Genomic DNA, 22,985 nt, shown 5'->3' with positions numbered 1-22,985 from the left:
ATCGGTTCACGTGAACCGATCCGGTGAACCGGGACGGCGTTCCCTGCGTTGTCGCAGGTATGGCCCTTGATCCCGCAGTCACCCGTCGTTCCCTGCTCGTCGGCGGTGCCACCGTCGCCGGCGTCGCCGTCCTCGCCGCCTGCTCGGGTGGTTCCTCGGGCGACGGCAACGGTGCCGAGTCGGGAGCGGAGTCCGGCACCGGCTCGGCCACCGCACCGTCCGGCGCGGCCCCGAGCACGGGCTCGGGTACCGCCGTTGGTGCCGCGTCGAGCGGCTCGTCCGGCGGCGCCTCGTCCACGGTGCTCGCCACCCTCGCCGATCTGAAGGTGGGACAGCCGGAGACCGTGGACCTCCCCGGTGGCAAGAAGGGGCTGCTGACCCGGGTCTCGCAGACGGCGGTCGCCTGCTTCAGCACCGTCTGCACCCATCAGGGCTGCACGGTGAAGCCGGACGGCACCACGCTGGCCTGCCCGTGCCACGGCTCCACCTTCAACGCCGAGACCGGCGCCGTCACCGGCGGTCCCGCACCGTCGCCGCTGCCGCGCATCGACGTGAACATCGTCGACGGCAAGGTCGTCCCGGTCTGAGAGCTCCGGTCCGAGGGCTCGCGTCAGCGAGCTCCGGTCAGTCGGTGGGGGGCGTCGCGTCGTCCACCGGCGGCGCCGGGGACTCCGGCTCGCCGGCTGGCGCCGCCTCGGGCAGCAGCGCAGTGAGCGCGGCGCCGGAGTAGCGGCGGAACTTTCGCTTGCCGCGGTTGCGGTCCAGCACCGCGACCTCGAGCTGAGCGGCGCCGATCTCGCGGCTGCCGTCGGCTGCGCTGGTCAGCGCCCGGACCGTCGAGGCGAGCGCATCGGGCAGCGACTCCCCTGCGACGTAGACCTTCTTCACCTCGGCGGTGAGGGTCTCGGCGTTGCCGCCCATCACCAGGAACTCGGGCTCGTCGGCGATGGTGCCGTCGTAGGTGAGGCGGTAGATCTGGTCCTCGGCCGGCGTCTCGCCCACCTCGGCGACACAGATCTCCACCTCGTAGGGCTTCTGCTGCTCGGTGAAGATCGCGCCGAGGGTCTGCGCGTAGGCGTTGGCCAGCCCGCGGGCGGTGACGTCACGGCGGTCGTAGCTGTAGCCGCGCAGGTCGGCGAGCCGGATGCCGGCGACACGGAGGTTCTCGTACTCGTTGTACTTGCCGACGCCGGCGAAGCCGATGCGGTCGTAGATCTCGCTCACCTTGTGCAGCGCGGAACTCGGGTTCTCGGTGACGAAGAGGATGCCGTCGGCGTAGGTGCGCACGACGGCGCCGCGGCCACGGGCGATGCCCTTGCGCGCGAACTCCGAGCGATCGCGCATGATCTGCTCGGCCGAAGCGTAGAACGGCATGCTCATGCGTGTAGTCCCCTCAGCTGCCCGGACGGGCTTCGCGCTCGGCGATGATCTGGCGGACGACCCCGTCAAGCTCGTCGTCCGGGATGCGGGTCGTGCCCTCGGCAGTGGCGGTCATGACGACCGGGTAGATGCGCCGGGTGATGTCCGGACCGCCCGTGGCCGAGTCGTCGTCGGCGGCGTCGTAGAGGGACTCCACCGCCACGCGGACGACCTCGTCACGGGTCATGTTCTCGCGCCACAGCTTCTTCAGCGCGCCGCGGGCGAAGAGCGAACCGGAACCGACGGAGTGGAAGTACCGCTCGCGGGAGCAGGAACCGGTGACGTCGTAGCTGAAGATCCGCCCCGCGGTCGCCGGGTCGGCGGCTTCGGGGTCGTAACCGGCGAAGAGCGGCACGACGGCCAGGCCCTGCAGCGCCATGCCGAGGTTGCCGCGGATCATGGTGGCGAGCCGGTTGGCCTTGCCGTCCAGGGTGAGGTCGGTGCCCTCGATCTTCTCGAAGTGCTCGAGCTCGACCTGGTACAGCCGCACCATCTCCAGCCCGAGACCGGCGACACCCGCGATGGCGATGAGGGTGTAGTCGTCGGCGGCGTAGACCTTCTCGATGTCACGCTGCGAGATCAGGTTGCCCATCGTCGCGCGCCGGTCACCGGCCATGACGACGCCGTCGGCGTACTGGGCGGCGACGATCGTGGTCGCGTGCGTCACGGGAACTCCCGGCGGCGGGGCTGCGGGGAGCAGGCCAGGCGCCGCGGCGGAGAGGAAGTCGGCGAAGGACGACGATCCCGGCGCGGTGGCGTACCGCAGCACGCCCGCGTCACCCATCCCGTCGAGACGTCCGGTTCGATCGATCGTCACCCTCGCTCCTCACGCGTCGGCTTTGACTCGACCCTACCCGGGGGCGGCGACGCCTCTCGGGCGGCCGGGTCCTCGATGCGCGTGCCGGAGCGGGGGCTGGCTTACTGGCCGCCCTTCTGCACGAAAGCCCTGACGAAGTCCTCGGCGTTCGTCTCGAGCACGTCGTCGATCTCGTCGAGGATCGCGTCGACGTCCTCGGTGAGCTTCTCGTTGCGCTCGGCGACGTCGGAGTTGGTCTCGACCGTGGCCTCGACCTCGTCGTCCTGCTTGCGCTGGGACCGTGACTGACCGCTCTCGTGGGTGGGCATTGCAGCCCCTCTCTGTGACGTGTCCCGCCACCCTAGCTCGCGACAGGGACACCGCACCTGCCGCCGCCCCGGGGTGTCGATCGCCACAGCGGGGTAGACCGGCTCGCATGGCACGCATGCTGATCGGCCCGGTTCTGCGCTACGTCGGCCGGACGGAGGCCACGGTGTGGGTCGAGGTCGACGAGCCCTGCGACGTGGAGGTGCGCGCGGGTGAGCGGAGCGTCCGGGAACGCAGCTGGAGCGTCGAGGGACATCACTACGCCCTCGTCGTCGTCGACGGTCTCGAGCCGGGCACCACGACGCCCTACGACGTCCGGCTGGACGGCGAACAAGTCTGGCCCGACCCGCGCTCGACCCGACCGCCGAGCAGCATCCGGACCGAGGCCGACGACCGGCCCGTCCGGCTGGTCTATGGGTCGTGCCGTTACGGCCGCGGCGCCGTCAAACTCGCCGACAAGCACTTCGATCCCGACTCGCTGGCCGCGTACTCCCGTGCGCTCGCGACGGCCGCCGATCCGCAGTGGCCGGACGCGATCATCATGCTCGGCGACCAGGTGTACGCCGACGAGACTTCCGAGGCCACGCAGCGGCGCATCCGGGCCCGGCGCGACGTCAGCACCGGTGCCGGCGAGGAGATCGCCGACTTCGAGGAGTACACCTGGCTCTACCTGGAGTCGTGGACCGATCCCGACGTGCGCTGGCTGATGTCGACGGTGCCGTCGTCGATGATCTTCGACGACCACGACGTGCGCGACGACTGGAACACGTCCCACCAGTGGCGTTCGGAGATGCAGCAGACCGACTGGTGGCAGGAGCGCATCGTCGGCGGGCTGTCGTCCTACTGGGTCTACCAGCACCTGGGCAACCTCTCCCCCGCCGAGCTGCGCGACAACGAGCTGCTGCAGCTGATCCGCAGCTCCGACGAGGCGGACGCGACCTGCGCGCTGCGCGATTTCGCGACGCGCGCCGACAGCGAGGCCGACGGCCACAAGGGTGCACGCTGGTCCTATCGGCGCGACTTCGGCCGCGTTCGGCTGTTGATGATCGACTCGCGCTGCGGCCGCATCCTCGCCGACGGCGCCCGGTCGATGGTCGACGAGGACGAGTTCGCCTGGATCACCGAGCAGGTAGACGGTCGCGAGCAGGCCTACGATCACCTGCTCGTCGGGACGTCGCTGCCGTGGCTGCTGGCCCGCGCACTGCACGACATCGAAGCTTGGAACGAGGCGCTCTGCTCCGGGGCCCGTGGTCCCCGCGTCGCTCGCTGGTCGGAGAAGCTGCGTCGTGCCGCCGACCTGGAGCACTGGGCCTCCTTCCATCAATCCTTCGAGCGACTCGGCCGGCTCATCACCGCGGTGGCCGCCGGGGAGCGCGGGCCCGCGCCGGCCACGGTCTGCATCCTCTCCGGCGATGTCCATCACGCCTACATCGCCGAGGCGCGGCTGCCGGCGGAGGTCTCGTCGCGGGTCTTCCAGCTGACCTGCTCGCCGCTGCACAACTACGTGCCGACGTACATGAAGGTCACGTTCCGCATCTCGTGGAGCCGTGTCACGGAGCGGGTCGTCCGGTTCCTGCTCGGTCTCGTGCTGCGCGTGCCCCGCTCGGAGATCGTCTGGTCCCGCCTCTCCGGCCCGTTCTTCGGCAGCGAGATCGCGGAATTGGAGCTGACCGGCCGGCGGGCCGAGACGGTGCTGCGCCGATCGGCCGCGGAGACCGATCCCGACGAGCTGCGACAGGTCGACCGGCAGCTGCTGGCCGGGTGACGCCTCACCGCGCCAGATCGGCGACGAACTCCCCCAACTGGCTCAGGTTGCGACACTCGGTCATCGGCACGATGCGGCCGTAGTCCGACGCCCGCGAGTCCCCGGTGTCCCAGGCGGCGCGGCGTTCCGGGTTGAGCCAGTGCGCGTGCTTGGCCCGGCCGGCGAGGTCGGCGAGAACGGGCAGGGCGAGACCACCGTAGTTGGAGCGCGCGTCGCCGAGGACGAGCAGCGAGGTCCGCGGTCCCACGGCATCGGGGAACCGGCCGGCGAAGAGCTCGATCGCGCGGCCGTAGTCGGTGCGTCCCAACAGCCAGGTGACGTCGGCCTCCGCGGCGAGGTTGGTGACCGTCTCGACGACATCGGCGCCGGGACGGAAGAAGCGCGTGATCTCGTCGAGCTCGTCGACGAAGCCGAAGGCACGCAGCCGGCTGAACTGCTCGCGCAGCGCGTAGACCAGCAGCAGCGTGAAGTGGGCGAACGAGGTCACCGACTCGCTGAGGTCGCAGAGCACCACGAGATCGGTCTTGAGCGGACGGCGCGGCCGGTGCCGGGTGGTCATCGGCACGCCACCGGTGGAGAGCGCGCTGCGCATGGTGGCCCGGAAGTCCAGCTGGCCGCGGTTGCCGTGGCGTTCGTCCTGCGCGAGGCGCGCGGCGAGGCGACGGGCCAGCGGCTGGATCTCACGACGCATCGCTGCGAGATCGGTGCGCGTGGCCCCCAGGAAGTTGACCTTGTCGACGGCGGGTCGAGCCGCGGTCCGCGCCACCCGGGCCGCGTCGGAGTCCTCGGCGAGCCGGCGGGCGACATCGGCTCCGACGCGTTGCCGGAACCGCTCGGTCCGCTCGGTGATCATGGTCCGGGCGCGCCGTTCGGCCAGCCCGCCCTGCTCGCCGCCGGTGAGCACCTGCCGCAGCAGCCCGGCCATCAGCGTCTCCGGCGAAACCCGGCTCAGAACGGCGAGCTGGGAGTAAGTGGTGCTCCCGCGGCCACGGCCGGGCACGACCCCGAACAACTCGACTGCCTCCCGCGCGACGGTGTCGAGCAGTCGCTCGTCGCCGTCGCGCAGGTAGTCGGCGAGATCCTCCCGGATCCGGTCACGATCTGCGTCCTCGAGCGGACCGCGCGGCGCCGCCTCGGGCGGCGGCGGCGCAGGCGGACGATCCGAGAGCGGCCGCACCGAGGCGCCTGTCACCGCGGGGTAGAAGACGTCGAAGACGGCGTCGAAGACCGGTCGGTGCAGCTGCCGCTTCACCATGGTGCCGGCCAAGGCGGCGCGCAGCGTCTCCCGGTCGCCCAGCTCCACCACCGTAGCCGCGCGTATCGCGTCGATGCTCTCGGCCACCGACACGATCACCCCGGCCGCGCGCAGCGCCGCCACGAAGGCGACATGCCGTTCCAGCAGCGTGCGCGGGGTCTGCGCCGCCGCGGCAGGCGGGACGGCCGGCGGGGTCACGAGGTCAGTCCCAGCTCCTTGGTGGCGCGGGTGTGGTCGGAGTGGTGCTTGAGCACCACACCGAGGGTCTGCGCGATCGCGGCCTCGTCGAGGTCGTCGATCTCCAACGCCACCAGGGTCCGGGCCCAGTCGATGGTCTCGGCCACCGAGGGCAGCTTCTTCAGCTCCATCGACCGCAGCGCCGCCGCGGTCCGCACCACCTGCTCGGCCAGCTCCGCCCGGACGTCGGGAACCTGCGAGACGATGATGTCTCGCTCCCGCTCGGCCGCCGGGTAGTCCAGGAACAGGTAGAGGCAGCGGCGCTTCAGGGCCTCCGAGAGTTCCCGGCTCGCGTTGGAGGTCACCACCACGAAGGGCGTGGCGGTCGCGGTGACGGTGCCGAGCTCCGGGATCGTCACCTGGAACTCGGACAGCACCTCGAGCAGCAGCGCCTCGACCTCGATGTCGGTCTTGTCGGCCTCGTCGATGAGCAGCACCGTCGGCCCGTCCCGGCGGATCGCGGAGAGCAGTGGGCGGGTGAGCAGGAACTCCTCGGTGAAGATGTCGTCGTGCGTCTGCCGCCAGGTCGCGGTGGCGTCGCCGTCGCGGCCCACCTCGGATTGGATCCGCAGCAGCTGCTTGCGGTAGTTCCACTCGTAGAGCGCCCGCGCCTCGTCGAGCCCCTCGTAGCACTGCAGCCGGATGAGTTCGGCCGCGTGGGCCTGCGCGATCGACTTCGCCAGCTGGGTCTTGCCGACACCGGCCGGCCCCTCGACCAGCAGCGGCCGTTCCAGCCGGGCGGCGAGAAAGACGGTGGTCGCCGTCGCGGTGTCGGCGAGATAGCCGACCTCGGCGAGCGCCGACTGCACGTCGGCCGGGGAGCTGAACACGTCCCTCATCCTCCCCGAGAGCTCTCGTCGCTCCCTCGGCGGGCGGCCCGCCCGCGCTCACCTCGGGACACGCACGCCGTCGGCGATCCGGGTGAGGGTCTGCTGCGACCAGCGGGTGGTGTCCAGCCGAACGGTCACGGCCACGCCGCGGCGCACGAACCAGAACACCTCGTCCGCGCTGCGCCAGCCGGGGTGGCCGTTCACGCGCACCCGCCGGTAGAGGGCTTCGGCCGGGGGTCGCTCCTGGTAGGCGATCACCCAGTCGTGCGTCGTCTCGGGGTCGGCCAGCGGGGATCCGCGCAACACGTCGACACTCAGGTCCACCCGCCACCCGGTGCGGCTGCGAGACTCCCAGTCGCGGGAGACGAAGGCGACGTCGTCGAACTCGTAGGCGAAGTCGCTCGGGGCGCCGAGGCCGTCGGGAAGGTAGCCGACCCGAGCCCCGCCCACCGTGGTTCCGGTGGGGAGAGCCGATGCACCGGCGGCGGGAACGAGCGCGGCGCCGGCCATCACGGGTGAGCCGGTGGCGGCGGCAGCGGTGCCCACCGAGGCGAGGGCGAGGAGGGCAGCGACAGCACGACGCGGCGAACGGGACATGGGCATCTCCAAGCAGTGTGATCGGCCGCTCCCTGCGGCCGGGCAGTCCCCACCCTGAAGGAGGTCCGGCCGACCTCGCCGCGCGCTGATGCCCGCTGTGGACGACACGCCGAGCTGTGGATCGAGCCCGGCCACATGTCGGCGTTCGGTGCTATCCCTGACCCCACCCATTCCGGGGCGGGGGCCGGTCGGTGGCAGCACAAGCGGCGCGGCAGGAGTTCCACCCCGGGGCCGGCGGGCATGCGGGCACGCTCTGCCGCCGACCGTCAGTACCCGAGCTCGTGCAGCCGGTCGTCGTCGATGCCGACGTGGTGGCCCACCTCGTGGACCACGGTGGTGCGGACCTCGGCGACCACCTCCTCCTCGGTGTCGCAGGCAGCGAGAGTGGCGAGCCGGAAGATGGTGATCTGATCGGGCATCAGGCCGGCGTAGTCCGACATCCGCTCGGTGAGCGGGACCCCCTCGTAGAGTCCGAAGAGACCCGGATCGTCACCGTCCTCGACCTGCACCACGACATTGCGCAGCAGGCGCGCGAATTCGGCCGGAAGCGTGTCGAGCGCCTCGCCGACCATCTCCTCGAAGCGCGCGCGGTCGATCTCGATCACGAGCGCCTCAGGTCGACGCCTTCGCGCACTGCGGGCAGAGGCCGAAGAGCTCGACGGTGTGGTCGACGTCGATGTAGCCGTGTTCACGGGCGACGTCGCCGGCCCAGCGCTCGACCGCCCGACCCTCGATCTCCACCGTCCGTCCGCAGCGCCGGCAGACGAGGTGATGGTGGTGGCCGTCGCCGGGGTCGCCGCAGTAGCGGTAGGTGGCCTCCCCCTCGGGCGTGTGGATGACGTCCACGACACCGTCGTCCACCAGCGACTGCAGGTGCCGGTAGACGGTCGACAAGCCGACCGTCTCACCGTCACCACGAAGCACGGCATAGACGTCCTGCGCGCTGCGGAAACCCCCGGCGCGCTGCAGCGCCTCGCGTACCGCTCCGCCCTGCCGGGTCGCCCGCTGCCTCGTCGCCGCCATCACCCCACCTTAGCGGTAATGATTACGAACAGTGCCTAAGCGAACTCGCTGACCGGGGGGCAGGCGCAGACCAGGTTTCGGTCGCCGAAGGCGCCGTCGATGCGACGGACCGGCGGCCAGTACTTGGACCGCTTGTCCACACCCGGCGGGAAGGCGGCGAGCTCGCGCGGATACGGCGAACTCCACTCGCCGGTGACGCACTCGGCGGTGTGCGGCGCGTTGCGCAGCGGGTTGTCCTCGACCGGCCACTCCCCCGCCGCGACCCTGTCGATCTCGCCCTTGATGGCGATCATGGCGGCGACGAAGCGATCGAGCTCCTGCTGGTCCTCGGACTCCGTCGGCTCGACCATGAGCGTCCCCGCCACCGGGAACGACATCGTCGGGGCGTGGAAGCCGTAGTCGATCAGCCGCTTGGCGACGTCGTCGACGGTCACGCCCGTCGCCTTGGTGATGCCGCGCAGGTCGAGGATGCACTCGTGCGCCACCAGGCCGTGGGTGCCGGTGTAGAGCACCGGGAAATGCCCGGCGAGCTGCTTCGCCACGTAGTTGGCGGCGAGGATCGCCGCCCCCGTCGCTGCGGTCAACCCGGCGCCACCCATCATCCGGATGTAAGCCCAGGTGATGGGCAGGATCGCCGCCGAACCCCACGGCGCGGCCGAGATGGCACCGCAGCCGTCGACCGGACCGGCGCTGGCCTGCAGCGGGTGGTTGGGCAGGTACGAGGCGAGGTGTGCGCGCACCGCCACCGGCCCGACACCGGGACCGCCACCGCCGTGCGGGATGCAGAACGTCTTGTGCAGATTCAGGTGCGAGACGTCGGCGCCGAACTTGCCGGGGCGCGCCAGGCCGACCATGGCGTTGAGGTTGGCGCCGTCGACGTAGACCTGGCCGCCGGCGTCGTGCACCAGCGCGCAGATCTCGCCGATGTGCTCCTCGAAGACACCGTGGGTGGAGGGGTAGGTGACCATGATCGCGGCCAGCCTGTCGGCGTGCTGCCCGATCTTGGCGCGGAGGTCGCCGAGATCCACCTCCCCCTGCTCGCCGCCGGTCTTGACGACGACCACCTTCAGGCCGGCCATCACCGCCGACGCCGCGTTGGTACCGTGCGCCGACGCCGGGATGAGGCAGACGTTGCGTTCGTGGTCGCCGCGCGCCTGGTGGTACTGGTGGATCGCGAGCAGCCCGGCGAACTCGCCCTGGGCGCCGGCGTTGGGCTGCAGCGACACCGCGTCGTAGCCGGTGATCTCGCAGAGCCAGCGCTGCAGGTCGTCGATGAGTTGCGCGTACCCGTCGAACTGCCCCTCCGGCGCGAACGGGTGGACGTTGGCGAAGCCGGGGTTGGTGACCGGCTCCATCTCGGTGGTGGCGTTGAGCTTCATCGTGCAGGAGCCGAGCGGGATCATGCCGCGGTCCAGCGCGTAGTCCCGGTCGGAGAGCCGCCGCAGGTACCGCAGCATCGAGGTCTCGGAGTGGTGCGAGGTGAAGACCGGGTGCGTCAGGAACTCCGAAGTCCGGTTCTCGACGCTGTCGACGGTCTCGTCGAGGGCTGCGACGTCCGCGCTCACCCCGAAGGCCGTCCAGACCGCCTCGACGTCGGCACGGGTGGTCAGTTCGTCGCACGCGACACCCACGGTGTCGGCGTCGACGAGACGCAGGTTGATCCCGGCCTCGACCGCCGCGGCGACGATCGCGTCGGCCCGACCGGGGACGGAGGCGGTGACGGTGTCGAAGCGCGGGACGTCGGCGACGGCGACGCCCCCCTCGGCCAGCCCCGCCGCGAGGATCTGCGCGAACCGGTGGACACGCCGCGCGATGGACCGCAGCCCCTCCGGACCGTGGTAGACGGCGTACATCGACGCCATGACGGCCAACAGCACCTGCGCGGTGCAGATGTTGGAGGTGGCCTTCTCACGACGGATGTGCTGCTCGCGGGTCTGCAGCGCCAGCCGGTACGCCGGCGCGCCGTCGGCGTCGACCGAGACTCCGACCAGACGTCCGGGCAGCTGTCGCTCGAGCCCGGACCGCACGGCCAGGTACCCCGCGTGCGGGCCGCCGAAGCCCAGCGGCACGCCGAAGCGCTGCGTCGTGCCGACGGCGATGTCCGCACCGGCTTCGCCCGGCGAGGCGAGCAGGGTCAGGGCCAGCAGGTCGGCAGCGACGATCGCCTGCGCCCCGCGCTCGTGGGCGGCGGCGACGAGCGGCGCCAGTTCACGGACCCGGCCGGACGCGCCCGGGTACTGGACCATGACGCCGAAGACGCCGTCGAGGTCGGCCGGCAGCGGCTGGTCGAAGTCATGCGTGACGACCGTCAGCCCGAGCGGGACGGCGCGGGTCCGGACGACGTCCAGCGTCTGCGGCAGCACGTCGGCATCCACGACGAAGGTGTCGCCGTTCTTGGCGGCGCGATGCGCCAGCGCCATCGCCTCGGCGGCCGAGGTGCCCTCGTCCAGGACGGAGGCGCCGCAGACCGGCAGTCCGGTGAGGTCCTCGACCATGGTCTGGAAGTTGATCAGCGCCTCGAGCCGGCCCTGGCTGATCTCGGGCTGGTACGGCGTGTACGCCGTGTACCAGGCCGGGTTCTCCAGGACGTTTCGCCGGATCACCGGCGGCGTGAGCGTGCCGTGGTAACCGAGCCCGATCATGGACGTCAGCACCCGGTTGCGCGAGGCCAGCTCCCGCAGCTCCGCGGCAGCCTCGGCCTCGGAGACCGCCGCCGGCAGCGCCAGCGCCAGCTTCTCCCGGATCGAGGCCGGCACCGCGTCGGCGAGCAGATCGTCGAGCGTCGTGTAGCCGAGCGTCTCGAGCATGTGCTGCCGACTCGTGTCACGGCTGGTGCCGATGTGTCGATCGGCGAAGGCGTCGGCGTGTTCGAGATCGGACAGCGACGGACGGGGCTGGCTCATCAGACTCCGCAGGGCCGGGCCGGACGCGCGGTCGGGTGACCGGAACGCGCCCCCGTCTGTCGCGCTCGGCCCTGCACCGCGGCCGTGCCCTTCAGAGTGGCCTGCGCCGCGCGGTCCTGGTGCCTGAGAGGTTCCGGGGATGTTGCCCCTTCGGCGCCGGTCGTCTGCGATGACGCCGGCTCTCCCGCGTGGGTTCGATCAGCCGGCTACGACGTTACCAGCGAACCCGCCGTCCGGCAGGTCAGCCCGCGACTCCCCGACAGCGATTCCGAGCAGGCAGGCACGACCGGAGGCACCGCACGGTGATGCCAACCCGCAGCAGTGGCCCTAAGCCGTGGCAGAGCGCCGCTGCCGGCGCTGCGACAGCTCGTCGGCGGCGGTGGTGGTGACGACCTCGTCCTCGGCGCCGGCCCGCTCGCTGGGCAGGTGCTCCAGCGAGCCACGCAGCTCACGCAGCGCACCGCTGACGGCGATGCCGAAGACGCCCTGGCCGCCCTGCAGCAGGTCGACGACCTCTTCCGACGAGGTGCACTCGTAGACGGTGGTGCCGTCCGACAGCAGCGTCACCCGCGCCAGGTCGTCGACCCCGCGCTGACGCAGTGTCTCCACGGCGACGCGGATGTTCTGCAGCGAGACGCCGGCGTCGAGGAGCCGCTTGACGACCTTCAGGACGAGGATGTCCTTGAAGGAGTAGAGCCGCTGACTGCCTGATCCGGAGGCGCCTCGGACAGTGGGTACCACCAGTGAGGTGCGCGCCCAGTAGTCCAGCTGCCGGTAGGTGATGCCGGCGGCGGCGCAGGCGGTGGGGCCGCGGTAACCGACGCTCACCGCACCCTCGGACGAGGGGTCGTCGACGGCCGCGAACAGTGCTTCCTGCACCGGCATCTCGTCCATTGCGCATCCTCATCCGGCGGGAATCCGCCTACCGTGACCACTGTGGAGTGCCACCGCCGGAATTCCACTGCGGTGATTCGCCTGCTGCGACGGTAAGCGTGGGGGGCAGCTGTGGTCAATGCGACGCGCCGCGTTGCCTAACCCTCAACTGGAGGTCGAGCTCACGATCCCCCGCCCGAGGCGAAGTCCTCGGGAGTGATGGTGTCGAGGAATTCGCGGAACTTCTCCACCTCGTCCTCCTGCTCGTCCGGGATCTCGATCCCGGCGGCGTCGAGCACCGCGTCGGAGCCGAGGATCGCGACGTCGGAGCGCAGCGCGAGCGCGATCGCGTCGGAGGGGCGGGCGCTGACGGTCACTCCACCACTGAACCGCAGCTCGGCGTAGTAGATGTCGTCGCGCATCTCGGTGATGTGGACCGCCTCCAGCTGCACGCCAAGGGCGGAGATGACGTCACGCAGCAGGTCGTGGGTGAGCGGCCGGACCGTCTGCACGCCCTGCTGCTGGAACGCGATCGCCGAAGCCTCGACGGCGCCGATCCAGATCGGCAGGTAGCGCACGCCGTCCTCCTCGCGAAGCAGGACCACCGGCTGGTTCGCGGGCAGCTCGACCCGGACCCCGACCACGCGCATCGGATGCACGATTCGACCTCCTGTCTCGGCTGCTCACCGCTCGCGACCTGCGTGATGCTCGTTTCGACGCTACACGCCCGGGACCACCGCGGGGCTGCTCCCGGTGGACGGTCAGGGACCGCCGACGACCTCGCGCAAGCCGATCTGCACCAGCGCCGCGTGCAACCGGACCGAGAGCGCAGCCAATTCGCGGACGGTCTCCTCGGCCCGGGCACGTGCCTCGCCGCCACGCTGCTTGCCCATCGGGCCGACGACCTGGGCGAAGAGCCCGACCTCACGTTCGGCGGCGGTACGGAAGGCGCGCAGGTGGCGTCCCTCGAGGCCGAAGTGGGCCAGATCGGCGACGATCTTGGCCACGGCGAGGGCGTCGTCGTCGTAGTGACCGCCCGGCAGCGCCTTGATCAGCCCGAACTGCTCGAGCTCGCGCAGCTGCTCGGAGCGCAGGCCCGCAGCGTTCTGCAGCTCGTCGCGCGACATACGCATGGCGGCCGGGGCCGGGCGGAAGTGCTCGGCAGTCGGGGCGTTGTCCTCGATGGCGGCGATGGCGACGTGCGACGGCCGCGGGGTGGCGGCGCCGTCGGCAGAACTGGTGGTCGTCCCCGGCGGGACCAGGCCACGGTCGATCGCGTCCAGCTGGTCCTTGATGACGCGCAGCGGCAGGTAGTGGTCCCGCTGCTGGGACAGGACGTAGCGCAGCCGCTGCACGTCACCGGCGGCGAACTTGCGGTAGCCCGACGGCGTCCGCTGCGGGTGGACCAGCCCCTCACCCTCGAGGAAGCGGATCTTGCTGATGGTGAGGTCGGGGAACTCGACCTTGAGGCTGGCCAGGACGTCGCCGATGGTGAGTGTCGCCCGGCTGACGGACGTATCGCCGGAGGCTGCGCCGAGGGGGGTCACGCGTTGCTCGCCCCGGCACCGGTGCGGACGGCGGCGGTGAGGTAGACGAGACGGAACTTGCCGATCTGCACCTCGTCACCGCCGGAGAGCGGTGCGGCGTCGATGCGCTCACGGTTGACGTAGCTGCCGTTGAGCGAACCGACGTCGTGGACGGTGTAGCCGCTGCCCTCGCGGCGGAACTCTGCGTGACGGCGACTCACCGTGACATCGTCCAGGAAGATGTCGCTGTCCGGGTGGCGACCCGCCGATGTCACGTCCTGGTCGAGCAGGAATCGGCTGCCGGCGTTAGGGCCGCGCTTGACCACGAGCAGGGCGGAGCCGGGCGTGAGCGCGTCGACGGCGCCCTGGTGGGGCTCGACGCTGAACTCGGAGTCGGTGTCGGGCAGCGACCCGGTGGTGGGGTTGATCGTCGAGGTGACGTCGGCCCCGCCCGAGGCCGCGACCGGGAGCGCAGCGCCGCAGTTGCTGCAGAAATGGCTGCCGGCCTGGTTCTCGGTGCCGCAGGCGGTACAGAACACGCGTCAACCCTTCGTGTCGGTGACGGACGATCGCAGGGAACGCCGTTGCAGGTGCATCGGGACTTGCTCGGGACTTGCACTGGTGAAGCGGTGCCGGCCCGTGGCCAGCGTCGCACGAGCCTAGGACGGGCTCGCGGCGAGGGTCAATCGAAGGATGAGACTTCGATCAGCCGGCGAGGGTGCCGTAGGCGGCCGCGTCGAGCAGGTCCTCCAGCTGGCCGTCGTCGGTGACCTCGAGCTCGAAGAGCCAGCCGTCGCCGTAGGGCCCGGAGTTGATCAACTCGGGGTCGTCGTCCAGCGCCTCGTTGCGCGCGGTGACGGTGCCGCTGATCGGCGCGTAGATGTCCGAGACGCTCTTGGTCGACTCGATCTCGCCGACGGCCGACCCCTGCTCCACCGTGGCACCCACCTCGGGGAGCGAGACGTAGACGACGTCGCCGAGCGCTTCCTGCGCGTAGTCGGTGACCCCGACACGCACCGTGGTCGACCCGTCCGACGAGCGCACCCACTCGTGCTCCGCGGTGTACTTCAGGTCGTCCGGAACCTCGGACATGGCGGCTACCTCCGAATGTTGTGATGCCGTCGTCGTGCTGTCCTGTGCTGCTGCGCAGACCCTACCCACCGCGCACGACCACGCCCCGTCCGGGCGCGCCTCACCGTGGCTTGGCGTAGTCGGGGCGGGGCAGTGCCCGGGTGACGCGGATGGTGACCTTGCTCCGCTCGTCGACCGTCAACTCGCCACCGGCGGCACGCACCGCCGCCGCGATGCCGCCGGGGATGTTCAGCGCGGTGTCGAGAGTGGTGGGGTCGCCGATGGCCTGCACCCGGTAGGGCGGGGTGAGCGTCGTGCCGTCGACACTGACGGCTCCGGCGCTACCGCCGAAGTAGGTCGTGGTGCTGACCCGCAAGGACGTCGTCGCGTCGCCGAACTGGATGGCCTCGGCACCGGCGCCTCGCAGTTCCTGGACCACGTCGAGCAGGTCCTCGCCGGAGAGGCTGCCGCGGGGGTCGGTGACCGCAACGACCACACCGGGGCCGGTGGCCGGCAGCGTCCCCAGCAGCACCCCGAGCGAGCGCGCCTCCTGCTGCGCCTGCTGCCGTGCCACGGCGGAGCGGTCGTCGCTGTCCTTCAGGCGGCGCAGGGTGTCCTGCAGTTCGCCGATCTGCTGTCGTAGCCGGGTGGAGCGCGCGTTCTGGTTGTCCAGGATGCCGATCAGATCGTCCTCGCGCAGGCCGCTGAGACTGTCCGCGGAGGAGTTGGCCTGCACCTGGACGGCGATGGCGAAGCCCAGCAGCAGGGTCAGCACCCCGATCACCGCGGCAGAGGCGTGCCTGCCGGAGAGCCAGGTGCGCGGCGCGGGGCGGACCGGGTCGACCTCGGCCTGCTCCTCGGCGTCGTCTTTCTGCTCACCCATGCGCAAAGACCTCAGGCCCGGAACACCAGGCGACGGATCGCCGCGGCGTTGCCGAAGATCCGGATGCCCAGGACGACGACGACCGCGGTGGACAGCTGCGCACCGACGCCGAGCTTGTCGCCCAGGAAGACGATCAGCGCGGCGACGAGGACGTTGGAGATGAACGACACCACGAAGACCTTGGCGTCGAAGATGCCGTCCAGCCGGGCCCGCACGCCACCGAAGACGGCGTCGAGCGCCGCGACCACCGCGATGGGCAGGTACGGCTCGAGCCAGGTCGGCACCGTGGGCCGGAAGATGAGGCCGAGGACGATGCCGACGACCAGCGCGACGGCGGCGATCATCGGCTGGGTCCCGAGCTCGGCGAGGCGGTGGCGCTCGGCCGGGACTTCGCGGCGGTCGACGGCGCCGGCGAGGCGTAGCGCAGCGTGAAGGCGGCGCTGGCCGGCACGGTCACCTCGCCCTTGTTCTCGAAGGAGAAGCGGATGCCGGAGGCTCCGCGCAGCGTCTGGTACTTGCTGGCCACCGTGCTCTGCGCGAAGTCCACGGCGAGCTGGTCGCCGTTGCCGATGGCCGTGATCGTGTAGGGCGAGGTCAGCGGCTGGAAGTCCACGAGCACGGCCTCGCCGGCGAAGCGGATGGCGCTGGTCGGGGTGAGCCGGACGCCGTTCACCGCGATCGCCTCGGCGCCGTCGGACCAGAGCTGGTTGACCACTGCGCGCACGTCACGGTCGGTGAGGATATGCGTGGCCGCGATCGGGACCGAACCGCCGCGCCCGTTCTGCGCCGTCGGCGAGGGTGCCGGCGGCTCGCCGAGGGTGACGACCAGACCGGGGCCGCGGGCGGCAACCTGGCCCGCCGCCAGCTGCGCCCGCGCCAGCGAGCGCGCCAGGGCGCCCGAGGACGGCAGCGCCGAGGCCTGCAGCCGGTCGAGCTCCTTCTCGCCGCGATCGAGCTCGGCGGCCAGGCCGTTGGCGGTGTCGCGGGCATCCCGGACGCGGTCGGCGAGACGGTCGTGCACCTGCTGGGCCTCGGGCGCGCCGCGGTTGGTGTGGATGTAGGCCACCACCAGCAGGAAGCCGATGAGCAGCGCCCCTGCCGCGGCCAGCGGCGGATCGACGATGCGTCGCCGGGATTCTGCGCGCCCCTCGGAGCCGCGCTGCTCGCGTCGGCGCGCCGCGGCGGCGTAACCGGGGTCCAGGGTGTTCGTCGCCAGGTCGATCAGCAGCTGCGCGGAGACGAACCCCGGCGGTCGCGGTGGCTCGGGACGTGAGGCGGGCGGCGCACCGTCGGCCTCGCGGTCGGTGCTCACGCCGACGCCCGTACCGGATTGCGTATCAGCCCGGTCACCTGCCGCAGGTAGACCGCGCCGGCCCAGAGGTAGAGCGCCGTGCCCCAGATCGTGAAGGCCCACGCCGCCGCCCGCGCGATGTCGGCCAGCAGCCCGTGATAGGTCCCGAGCAGCAGCAGCGGAAAGGCGTACAGCAGGCAGAACGTCGCGGCCTTGCCCAGGTAGTGGACCTCCGGCGGCGCGTAGCCGGCGCGACGCAGCAGCGGCAGCGCCAGACCGAGGACGAGATCCCGACCGACGATGACGACGGCCAGCCAGAGCGGCACGATGTCGCGCAGCACCAGACCCGCCAGCGAGGCGAGGATGTAGAGCCGGTCGGCGGCGGGGTCCAGCAGTGCCCCGACGCGGCTCATCTGGCCCAGCCTGCGGGCCAGCACTCCGTCGAGCCAGTCGGTGAAGCCCGAGACCGCGAGGACGAGCAGCGCCCACAGGTCGGCCTCCGGCCCCAACAGCAGCCAGAGGAAGAGCGGCACGCCGAGCAGCCGCAGCACCGACAGCAGGTTGGGGATGGTCCAGATCCGGTCCGTGGTCCCGGCGGGGAGAGCTTCGGCCGTCACCCGACCTCCCGACCTGCTGCCTTCACCCGCCGTGCTGCCGACGGTGCGGTCCTGCCGAAACATCGATCTTGTCGGGACGACAGGATTTGAACCTGCGACCCCTTGACCCCCAGTCAAGTGCGCTACCAAGCTGCGCCACGTCCCGCGACGTGTTCACCATACCGGTCGCCTCGTGAGCGGTTTCAGCGCGGCTTCTTCTCCCGGACCCTGACCGAGATCTCGATCGGCGTCCCGGTGAAGTCGAAGTCCTCGCGCAGCCGACGCTCCAGGAAGCGCCGGTAGCCGGCCTCGAGGAAGCCGGTGGTGAAGAGGACGAAGCGCGGCGGCCGGGTGTCGGCCTGGGTGGCGAACAGGACCCGCGGGGCGCGACCGCCGCGCGCCGGCGGCGGGGTCTGCGCGACGACGTCGGTGAGCCAGCTGTTGAGCCGGCCGGTGGGGATGCGGCGGTCCCACGACTCCAGCGAGGTGCGCAGTGCGTCGGCGAGCCGGTCGACCGCCCGCCCGGTGCGCGCCGAGACGTTCACCCGCGGCGCCCAGGTCAGCCGGGCCAGGTCCCGCTCGATCTCCCGCTCGAGCTGGAACCGCCGGTCCTCGTCGACGAGATCCCACTTGTTGAAGGCGAGCACGAGCGCGCGGCCGGCCTCGACCACCTCGGCCACGACCCGCTGATCCTGCTCGGTCAGCCGCTCCCCCGCATCCAGCAGGACGACCGCCACCTCGGCCGCCTCGATGGCGGCGGCCGTCCGCAGCGAGGCGTAGTACTCCATGCCTGAGGCCTGGTGCACCCGTCGGCGCAGTCCCGCGGTGTCGACGAAGCGCCAGGTCTCGCCGCCCAGCTCGACCAGGCTGTCGACCGGGTCGACCGTCGTGCCGGCGACCGAGTCGACGACCGAGCGGTCCTCGCCGGTGAGCCGGTTCAGCAGGCTGGACTTGCCGACGTTCGGCCGGCCGACGAGGGCCACGCGGCGCGGTCCGCCGACCTCCTCGCGCTCGCGGGGCGCCTCGGGCAGGGCCTCGAGCAGGACGTCGAGCAGGTCGCCGCTGCCGCGGCCGTGCAGACCGCTCACCGGGTGCGGCTCCCCCAACCCCAGCGACCACAGCTCAGCGGTGTCCGGTTCGAAGCGCTCGTCGTCGATCTTGGTCGCGACGAGGACGACCGGTCGCTTGCCGCGGCGCAGCGTCTTGGCGACGGTGAGGTCGGTCTCCGTGGCGCCGGTACGACCGTCGACGACGAACATCACGACGTCGGCCGTCGCCACGGCACGTTCGGCCTGCGCCGAGACCATCGCCTGCAGGCCCTGCGCGTCGGGCTCCCAGCCGCCGGTGTCGACGAGCGTGAAGCTCCGGCCGTTCCACAGCGCGTCGTAGGCGATGCGGTCGCGGGTGACACCGGGGACGTCCTGCACCACGGCCTCGCGGCGGCCCAGGATGCGGTTCACCAGGGTGGACTTGCCGACGTTGGGGCGCCCGACGACCGCCACCACCGGGGTGGTCGGCTCGGTGTCGCTGCCGGACCCGGGCGAGGTCACGACCCCACGGTCATCTCGTACAGCCGCTGCACCACCTGGTCGATGTCGAGCTCGGTGGTGTCCAGTTCGACGGCGTCCGCGGCCTGCGCGAGTGGGCTCGCGGCGCGGGAGGAGTCCAGCCCGTCGCGGCGGGCGATATCGGCGGCGATGGCCTGCACATCGGCGTTGAGCTCCCCGGCCCGGCGCCGGGCGCGCGCCTCGGGGCTGGCGGTGAGGAAGACCTTCGGCTTCGCGGTCGGCCAGACGACCGAGCCGATGTCGCGCCCCTCGACCACGATGCCGCCGTCGCCGATGAGCTCGCGCTGCGCGGCCACCAGCTGGGCGCGGACCGCGGGCACCGCGGAGACTGCCGAGACCGCTGCCGTCGTCTCGCCCGAGCGGATGGCCTCGTCCACCGGCTCGCCGTCCAGGGTCACCGACGCGCGCTCGGGGTCGGTGGAGATGTCGATGGCCGCCTTCTCCACCACCTCGGTGATGCCGACGCCGTCGTCCAGCCCGACGCCGGCCCGCAGCACCGCCACCGTCGCGGCGCGGTACATGGCACCGGTGTCGAGGTAGCGGGCGTGCAACCGGGACGCCAGCCGGCGGGCGACGGTCGACTTGCCGGTGCCGGAGGGACCGTCCAGCGCGACGACTGCGGTGAAGTCCTGCTCGTCCGTGCTCACGCCGGAAAGTCTACGGATCGGGCTGGCTGCCCTCGGCGAGCCGGTGCAGCCCGACGAGCTCGTCACGGGTCAGCTCACGCAGCGTGCCGGGGCGCTGCGTGCCCAGTCGTACCGGACCGATGGCGGTCCGGACCAGGCGCTGTACCGGATGCCCGACGTGGGCGAGCATGCGCCGGACGATGTGCTTGCGCCCCTCGTGCAGCACGATCTCGACGATCGCGTGGCCGCCGTGGTCCTGGATGACGCGGAACTCGTCGGCCCGCGCCGGGCCGTCGTCGAGCACCACACCGGCCAGCAGCGACCGGGACGCGGCCCTGGGGAACGGCGCCGCGACGGTGGCCAGGTAGGTCTTCAGCACGCCGAAGGACGGGTGCATGAGCCGGTGGGCCAGATCGCCGTCGTTGGTCAGCAGCAGCAGGCCCTCGGTGTCGGCGTCCAGCCGCCCGACGTGGAAGAGCCCGTCGGCCTCGATCTCGGGGTGCTCGCGCAGCAGGTCGCCGAGGCTGGGACGTCCGCGCTCGTCGCTCATCGTGCTCACCACGCCCCGCGGCTTGTTGAGGACGAGATGCACCAGGTCGCTGCGCACGATCACCCGGTCGCCGTCGACGTGGATCACCGCGGTCTGCGGGTCGACCCGCGCCCCGAGCTGCGCGACCTCGCCGTCGACGGTGACGCGGCCGTCGGCGATGAGCTCCTCGGCCTTCCGGCGGGACCCGATCCCGGCACCGGCGAGCACCTTCTGCAACCGGATCCCCTCGGCCGCCTCGCTGCCGGGCTCAGGCATCGTCGCCGAGCGCGCCGTCCACCCCGTCGAGGGAGTCCAGCGCGGCGAGGTCGGGCAGCAGTGGGGCCAGCGAGGGCAGCTCCTCGACGCTGGTGAGGCCCATCTTCTCCAGGAAGAGCTCGGTGGTGCAGAAGAGGCCACCGCCGGTCTCCGGGTCGCTGCCCACCTCCACGACCAGGCCGCGGGCCAGCAGCGTGCGGACGACACCGTCGACGTTGACGCCGCGGATCGCCGACACCCGGGCCCGGGTGACCGGCTGCTTGTAGGCGATCACTGCCAACGTCTCCAGCGCGGCCTGCGACAGCCGGGAGCGCTGGCCGTCGCGCAGGAAGTGCTCGACGACGTCGGCGTGCTCGGCGCGGGTGAAGAGCCGCACCCCGCCGGCGATCTCGCGGACCTCCATGCCGGCGTTGCGCTCGTCGTAGGACCGGCGGATCTCGTCGACAGCGGCGCGGACGGCATCGGTCGTCTGCTCGAGACTCGCCGCCAGGGCGGTGACCGTCACCGGCGACTCGCTGACGAAGAGCACCGCCTCGACCGCCGAGCGCAGCTGCTCGGGGTCGGCGAGCCGCGCCGCCAGCACGCCCGGCAGCCGGGACTCGTCCTCGCCCTCGACAGGTACGTCGATGTCCGCGGCCACCACCTCGGCCTCGGCCGCCGGAGCGATGGCGTCCAGCGGGTCGGTGACGGGCGGCGGGTCGGGATGCGTGCTCACGTCGGTCTGTGCGTCGGTCTGTGCGTCGGTCACTGGTACTCCTCGTCCGCGGCGGTGGCCACGGGATCGTCGGTGGCATCGGCGCTGCCGGTCCAGCGCACCCGCAGCTCCGTCAGCGCCTCCACCTGGTCGAAGCTCACCGAGCCTTCCCGGTAGAGCTCCAGCAGACCGAGGAACCGCGCGACGACCTCCAGGGTCATCTCGCAGTCGGCGACGAGCGCGCGGAACGTGGCCGAACCCTGCCGGCGCAGCCGCTCCCGCATGAGCTGCATGTGCTCGGCCACGCTGACCTGCACGTTGTGGACGTGGTCGGTGCCGACGACCGGCACCGGTTTCGGCGCGAGCGCGCCGGCGGCGATGATGGCGAAACGCTCCGGGCTGACGCCGATGTCCACTTCGGGCAGCAGGTTCGCGAAGCGCTCCTCCAGCTCGACGGCCCGGCCGTGCCGCTTGGCCTGCCGCTGCTCGAGCTCGTGCAGGTGGGCCGCGGCCAGCTTGTAGGCGCGGTACTGCAGCAGCCGGGCGAAGAGCAGGTCACGCGCCTCGAGCAGCGCGAGGTCCTCTTCGTCCTCGACCTCGGCCGCCGGCAGCAGCCGCGCCGCCTTGAGGTCCAGCAGCGTGGCCGCCACCACCAGGAACTCGGTGGCCTTGCCGAGGTCCCAGGTGTCCATCCCCGCCAGGTAGCTGATGAACTCGTCGGTCACCTGGGACAGCGCGACCTCGGTGACGTCCAGCTGCCGCTTGCTGATGAGGTTCAGCAGCAGGTCGAACGGACCCTCGAAGTTGTCCAGCCGGACGCGGAAGGCGCCGTCGTCCGGCGTCTCGCTCGCGCCGGTCTCCGTCGGCGTCAGCTCGGCCAGGGCGACGGCGGTGTCGCCGTCGGCGTCCATCGGCAGCGTGGTGTCCGAGCTCATGAGCGGGCGATGACCTCGCGGGCCAGCGCGCGGTACTGCTTGGCCCCCGTGGACGAGGAGGCCCAGGAAGTGATCGGCTCACCGGCCACCGTCGTCTCGGGGAAGCGGACCGTGCGGGTGATCACGGTGTCGTAGACCTTGTCGCCGAAGGCGTCGAGCACCCGCTGGAACACCTCGCGGCCGTGCAGCGTCCGGCCGTCGTACATCGTCGCGAGGATGCCGTCGAGCTGCAGCTGCGGGTTGAGCCGGTCCTGGACCTTGTCGATGGTGTCGATCAGCAGCGCCACGCCGCGGAGGCTGAAGAACTCGCACTCCAGCGGGATGATCACCCCGTGCGACGCGGTGAGGGCGTTGACGGTGAGCAGTCCGAGCGAGGGCTGGCAGTCGATGAGGACGAAGTCGTAGTGCGGCAGCACCGGCGCCAGCGATCGGGCCAGCGTCTGCTCGCGACCCACCTCGGTGACGAGCTGGATCTCCGCGGCGGAGAGGTCGATGTTGCTGGGGAGCAGGTCCACGCCGGGTACCGAGGTCTTGCGGATGACGTCGTCGACGCCGACCTCGCGCTGCATCAGCAGGTTGTAGCTGGTGACGTCCAGCTGGTGCGGCTGCACGCCGAGCCCGACGGAGAGGGCACCCTGCGGATCGAAGTCGACCAGCAGCACCCGGCGGCCGACCTCGGCGAGGGCGGCTCCCAGGTTGATGGCCGACGTCGTCTTGCCGACGCCACCCTTCTGGTTGCACAGCGAGATGACGCGGGCGGGGCCGTGCCGCTCCAGGGGCGCCGGCTCCGGGACCTCGCGCTTGACCCGGGCAACGGCGGGATCGACGGCCTTCACCCGCTCGACGGCGAAGAGCGCGTCACCCTCGGGACCGCCGGGCGTCGTGTCGCTCACTGCCCGCTGCCCCCTCGGTGCGTCCCTGTCCACCCGGCCGGCGCCGGGGCTGATCGGACGCCGACGCTACAC

Annotated in this window: 26 protein-coding genes, 1 tRNA gene and 1 riboswitch; of the genes, 2 read left to right on the top strand and 25 right to left on the bottom strand. The window is 71.6% G+C overall.

The window, feature by feature from the left end:
* Window positions 1–59 precede the first annotated feature (59 nt).
* Complete coding sequence (locus AC0NZQ_RS20785; protein WP_474531987.1) at window positions 60–587, top strand: QcrA and Rieske domain-containing protein; 528 nt, start codon at window positions 60–62, stop codon at window positions 585–587.
* 37 nt (window positions 588–624) lie between these two features.
* Here the strand turns inward: AC0NZQ_RS20785 and prcA are convergent, their stop codons facing one another.
* From prcA to AC0NZQ_RS20770, 3 genes are all read right to left on the bottom strand, one after another.
* A complete protein-coding gene (gene prcA, locus AC0NZQ_RS20780) occupies window positions 625–1,380 on the bottom strand; it encodes a proteasome subunit alpha (protein WP_474531986.1) in 756 nt (251 codons plus the stop codon).
* A 13-nt stretch (window positions 1,381–1,393) separates the two neighbouring features.
* On the bottom strand, window positions 1,394–2,203 hold the full coding sequence (gene prcB, locus AC0NZQ_RS20775; RefSeq protein ID WP_474532051.1) for a proteasome subunit beta: 810 nt from the start codon (window positions 2,201–2,203) through the stop codon (window positions 1,394–1,396).
* A 134-nt stretch (window positions 2,204–2,337) separates the two neighbouring features.
* Entirely contained in the window at window positions 2,338–2,544 is a 207-nt protein-coding gene (locus AC0NZQ_RS20770; RefSeq protein ID WP_474531985.1) for a ubiquitin-like protein Pup, read from the bottom strand.
* A gap of 107 nt (window positions 2,545–2,651) precedes the next feature.
* Here AC0NZQ_RS20770 and AC0NZQ_RS20765 point away from each other — a divergent pair, with 107 nt between their 5' ends.
* Complete coding sequence (locus AC0NZQ_RS20765; RefSeq protein WP_474531983.1) at window positions 2,652–4,307, top strand: alkaline phosphatase D family protein; 1,656 nt, start codon at window positions 2,652–2,654, stop codon at window positions 4,305–4,307.
* A gap of 4 nt (window positions 4,308–4,311) precedes the next feature.
* Here AC0NZQ_RS20765 and AC0NZQ_RS20760 read toward each other — a convergent pair whose 3' ends face one another.
* From AC0NZQ_RS20760 to AC0NZQ_RS20655, 22 genes are all read right to left on the bottom strand, one after another.
* Window positions 4,312–5,760 carry a VWA domain-containing protein gene (locus tag AC0NZQ_RS20760; RefSeq protein WP_474531981.1) on the bottom strand — a complete coding sequence of 483 codons (1,449 nt, stop codon included), beginning with the start codon at window positions 5,758–5,760 and terminating at the stop codon, window positions 4,312–4,314.
* Window positions 5,757–6,638, bottom strand: coding sequence for an AAA family ATPase (locus AC0NZQ_RS20755; RefSeq protein WP_474531980.1), 882 nt, complete (start codon window positions 6,636–6,638; stop codon window positions 5,757–5,759). The genes AC0NZQ_RS20760 and AC0NZQ_RS20755 overlap by 4 nt, the downstream gene beginning before the upstream one ends.
* 48 nt (window positions 6,639–6,686) lie before the next feature.
* Window positions 6,687–7,232, bottom strand: coding sequence for a hypothetical protein (locus tag AC0NZQ_RS20750; protein ID WP_474531979.1), 546 nt, complete (start codon window positions 7,230–7,232; stop codon window positions 6,687–6,689).
* A gap of 260 nt (window positions 7,233–7,492) precedes the next feature.
* Window positions 7,493–7,831: a metallopeptidase family protein gene (locus AC0NZQ_RS20745; RefSeq protein WP_474531978.1), complete on the bottom strand. Its 339-nt coding sequence runs from the start codon at window positions 7,829–7,831 to the stop codon at window positions 7,493–7,495.
* A 7-nt stretch (window positions 7,832–7,838) separates the two neighbouring features.
* Window positions 7,839–8,249: a Fur family transcriptional regulator gene (locus tag AC0NZQ_RS20740; protein ID WP_474531977.1), complete on the bottom strand. Its 411-nt coding sequence runs from the start codon at window positions 8,247–8,249 to the stop codon at window positions 7,839–7,841.
* A 35-nt stretch (window positions 8,250–8,284) separates the two neighbouring features.
* Window positions 8,285–11,152 carry an aminomethyl-transferring glycine dehydrogenase gene (gene gcvP, locus AC0NZQ_RS20735; RefSeq protein WP_474531976.1) on the bottom strand — a complete coding sequence of 956 codons (2,868 nt, stop codon included), beginning with the start codon at window positions 11,150–11,152 and terminating at the stop codon, window positions 8,285–8,287.
* Window positions 11,153–11,253: 101 nt separating this feature from the next.
* A riboswitch (glycine riboswitch) is annotated at window positions 11,254–11,349 on the bottom strand.
* Window positions 11,350–11,479: 130 nt separating this feature from the next.
* On the bottom strand, window positions 11,480–12,046 hold the full coding sequence (locus AC0NZQ_RS20730; protein WP_474531975.1) for a MerR family transcriptional regulator: 567 nt from the start codon (window positions 12,044–12,046) through the stop codon (window positions 11,480–11,482).
* 161 nt (window positions 12,047–12,207) lie between these two features.
* On the bottom strand, window positions 12,208–12,684 hold the full coding sequence (locus tag AC0NZQ_RS20725) for a bifunctional nuclease family protein (RefSeq protein WP_474531974.1): 477 nt from the start codon (window positions 12,682–12,684) through the stop codon (window positions 12,208–12,210).
* A 102-nt stretch (window positions 12,685–12,786) separates the two neighbouring features.
* Window positions 12,787–13,572 carry a transcriptional regulator FtsR gene (ftsR, locus tag AC0NZQ_RS20720; protein WP_474531973.1) on the bottom strand — a complete coding sequence of 262 codons (786 nt, stop codon included), beginning with the start codon at window positions 13,570–13,572 and terminating at the stop codon, window positions 12,787–12,789.
* On the bottom strand, window positions 13,569–14,090 hold the full coding sequence (gene odhI / locus AC0NZQ_RS20715; protein ID WP_474531972.1) for an oxoglutarate dehydrogenase inhibitor Odhl: 522 nt from the start codon (window positions 14,088–14,090) through the stop codon (window positions 13,569–13,571). Before odhI ends, ftsR begins: the two co-directional genes overlap by 4 nt.
* Before the next feature lie 166 nt (window positions 14,091–14,256).
* Window positions 14,257–14,643 (bottom strand): glycine cleavage system protein GcvH, encoded by a 387-nt coding sequence (gene gcvH / locus AC0NZQ_RS20710; protein ID WP_474531971.1) that lies wholly within the window; start codon window positions 14,641–14,643, stop codon window positions 14,257–14,259.
* A gap of 100 nt (window positions 14,644–14,743) precedes the next feature.
* Window positions 14,744–15,505 (bottom strand): DUF881 domain-containing protein, encoded by a 762-nt coding sequence (locus tag AC0NZQ_RS20705; RefSeq protein ID WP_474531970.1) that lies wholly within the window; start codon window positions 15,503–15,505, stop codon window positions 14,744–14,746.
* An 11-nt stretch (window positions 15,506–15,516) separates the two neighbouring features.
* Window positions 15,517–15,849 (bottom strand): small basic family protein, encoded by a 333-nt coding sequence (locus AC0NZQ_RS20700; RefSeq protein ID WP_474531969.1) that lies wholly within the window; start codon window positions 15,847–15,849, stop codon window positions 15,517–15,519.
* Window positions 15,846–16,817, bottom strand: coding sequence for a DUF881 domain-containing protein (locus AC0NZQ_RS20695; protein ID WP_474531968.1), 972 nt, complete (start codon window positions 16,815–16,817; stop codon window positions 15,846–15,848). The genes AC0NZQ_RS20700 and AC0NZQ_RS20695 overlap by 4 nt, the downstream gene beginning before the upstream one ends.
* Window positions 16,814–17,413 carry a cardiolipin synthase ClsA gene (gene clsA, locus AC0NZQ_RS20690; RefSeq protein ID WP_474531967.1) on the bottom strand — a complete coding sequence of 200 codons (600 nt, stop codon included), beginning with the start codon at window positions 17,411–17,413 and terminating at the stop codon, window positions 16,814–16,816. The genes AC0NZQ_RS20695 and clsA overlap by 4 nt, the downstream gene beginning before the upstream one ends.
* 71 nt (window positions 17,414–17,484) lie before the next feature.
* Window positions 17,485–17,558: transfer RNA gene (locus AC0NZQ_RS20685), tRNA-Pro, on the bottom strand.
* Window positions 17,559–17,595: 37 nt separating this feature from the next.
* Window positions 17,596–18,942 (bottom strand): ribosome biogenesis GTPase Der, encoded by a 1,347-nt coding sequence (der, locus tag AC0NZQ_RS20680; protein ID WP_474531966.1) that lies wholly within the window; start codon window positions 18,940–18,942, stop codon window positions 17,596–17,598.
* Window positions 18,939–19,607, bottom strand: a complete 669-nt coding sequence (cmk, locus tag AC0NZQ_RS20675) for a (d)CMP kinase (RefSeq protein ID WP_474531965.1) — start codon at window positions 19,605–19,607, stop codon at window positions 18,939–18,941. The genes der and cmk overlap by 4 nt, the downstream gene beginning before the upstream one ends.
* A gap of 10 nt (window positions 19,608–19,617) precedes the next feature.
* Window positions 19,618–20,391, bottom strand: a complete 774-nt coding sequence (locus AC0NZQ_RS20670) for a pseudouridine synthase (RefSeq protein WP_474531964.1) — start codon at window positions 20,389–20,391, stop codon at window positions 19,618–19,620.
* Window positions 20,384–21,139: an SMC-Scp complex subunit ScpB gene (scpB, locus tag AC0NZQ_RS20665; RefSeq protein ID WP_474531963.1), complete on the bottom strand. Its 756-nt coding sequence runs from the start codon at window positions 21,137–21,139 to the stop codon at window positions 20,384–20,386. Before scpB ends, AC0NZQ_RS20670 begins: the two co-directional genes overlap by 8 nt.
* A complete protein-coding gene (locus AC0NZQ_RS20660) occupies window positions 21,136–22,020 on the bottom strand; it encodes a segregation and condensation protein A (protein WP_474531962.1) in 885 nt (294 codons plus the stop codon). Before AC0NZQ_RS20660 ends, scpB begins: the two co-directional genes overlap by 4 nt.
* The gene (locus tag AC0NZQ_RS20655; RefSeq protein WP_474532050.1) at window positions 22,017–22,856 is read right to left on the bottom strand and encodes a ParA family protein; all 840 of its coding nucleotides are present in this window, start codon (window positions 22,854–22,856) and stop codon (window positions 22,017–22,019) included. The genes AC0NZQ_RS20660 and AC0NZQ_RS20655 overlap by 4 nt, the downstream gene beginning before the upstream one ends.
* Window positions 22,857–22,985 lie beyond the last annotated feature (129 nt).

It is taken from the genome of Jatrophihabitans sp. sgz311053, from assembly GCF_056135305.1.
The sequence above is the reverse complement of the archived record's forward strand: the minus strand, read 5'-3'. Positions and strand labels throughout refer to the sequence as shown.

What these genes read in the sequence shown, in the direction of transcription:
- AC0NZQ_RS20740 (WP_474531977.1), bottom strand. Translation starts at nt 8,249, where the DNA reads ATGGCGGCGACGAGGCAGCGGGCGACCCGGCAGGGCGGAGCGGTACGC.
- AC0NZQ_RS20750 (WP_474531979.1), bottom strand. Translation starts at nt 7,232, where the DNA reads ATGCCCATGTCCCGTTCGCCGCGTCGTGCTGTCGCTGCCCTCCTCGCC.
- AC0NZQ_RS20730 (WP_474531975.1), bottom strand. Translation starts at nt 12,046, where the DNA reads ATGGACGAGATGCCGGTGCAGGAAGCACTGTTCGCGGCCGTCGACGAC.
- AC0NZQ_RS20785 (WP_474531987.1), top strand. Translation starts at nt 60, where the DNA reads ATGGCCCTTGATCCCGCAGTCACCCGTCGTTCCCTGCTCGTCGGCGGT.
- AC0NZQ_RS20670 (WP_474531964.1), bottom strand. Translation starts at nt 20,391, where the DNA reads ATGCCTGAGCCCGGCAGCGAGGCGGCCGAGGGGATCCGGTTGCAGAAG.
- AC0NZQ_RS20705 (WP_474531970.1), bottom strand. Translation starts at nt 15,505, where the DNA reads ATGGGTGAGCAGAAAGACGACGCCGAGGAGCAGGCCGAGGTCGACCCG.
- AC0NZQ_RS20765 (WP_474531983.1), top strand. Translation starts at nt 2,652, where the DNA reads ATGGCACGCATGCTGATCGGCCCGGTTCTGCGCTACGTCGGCCGGACG.
- AC0NZQ_RS20700 (WP_474531969.1), bottom strand. Translation starts at nt 15,849, where the DNA reads ATGATCGCCGCCGTCGCGCTGGTCGTCGGCATCGTCCTCGGCCTCATC.
- prcA (WP_474531986.1), bottom strand. Translation starts at nt 1,380, where the DNA reads ATGAGCATGCCGTTCTACGCTTCGGCCGAGCAGATCATGCGCGATCGC.
- gcvP (WP_474531976.1), bottom strand. Translation starts at nt 11,152, where the DNA reads ATGAGCCAGCCCCGTCCGTCGCTGTCCGATCTCGAACACGCCGACGCC.
- gcvH (WP_474531971.1), bottom strand. Translation starts at nt 14,643, where the DNA reads ATGTCCGAGGTTCCGGACGACCTGAAGTACACCGCGGAGCACGAGTGG.
- prcB (WP_474532051.1), bottom strand. Translation starts at nt 2,203, where the DNA reads ATGGGTGACGCGGGCGTGCTGCGGTACGCCACCGCGCCGGGATCGTCG.
- AC0NZQ_RS20660 (WP_474531962.1), bottom strand. Translation starts at nt 22,020, where the DNA reads ATGAGCTCGGACACCACGCTGCCGATGGACGCCGACGGCGACACCGCC.
- AC0NZQ_RS20770 (WP_474531985.1), bottom strand. Translation starts at nt 2,544, where the DNA reads ATGCCCACCCACGAGAGCGGTCAGTCACGGTCCCAGCGCAAGCAGGAC.
- AC0NZQ_RS20755 (WP_474531980.1), bottom strand. Translation starts at nt 6,638, where the DNA reads ATGAGGGACGTGTTCAGCTCCCCGGCCGACGTGCAGTCGGCGCTCGCC.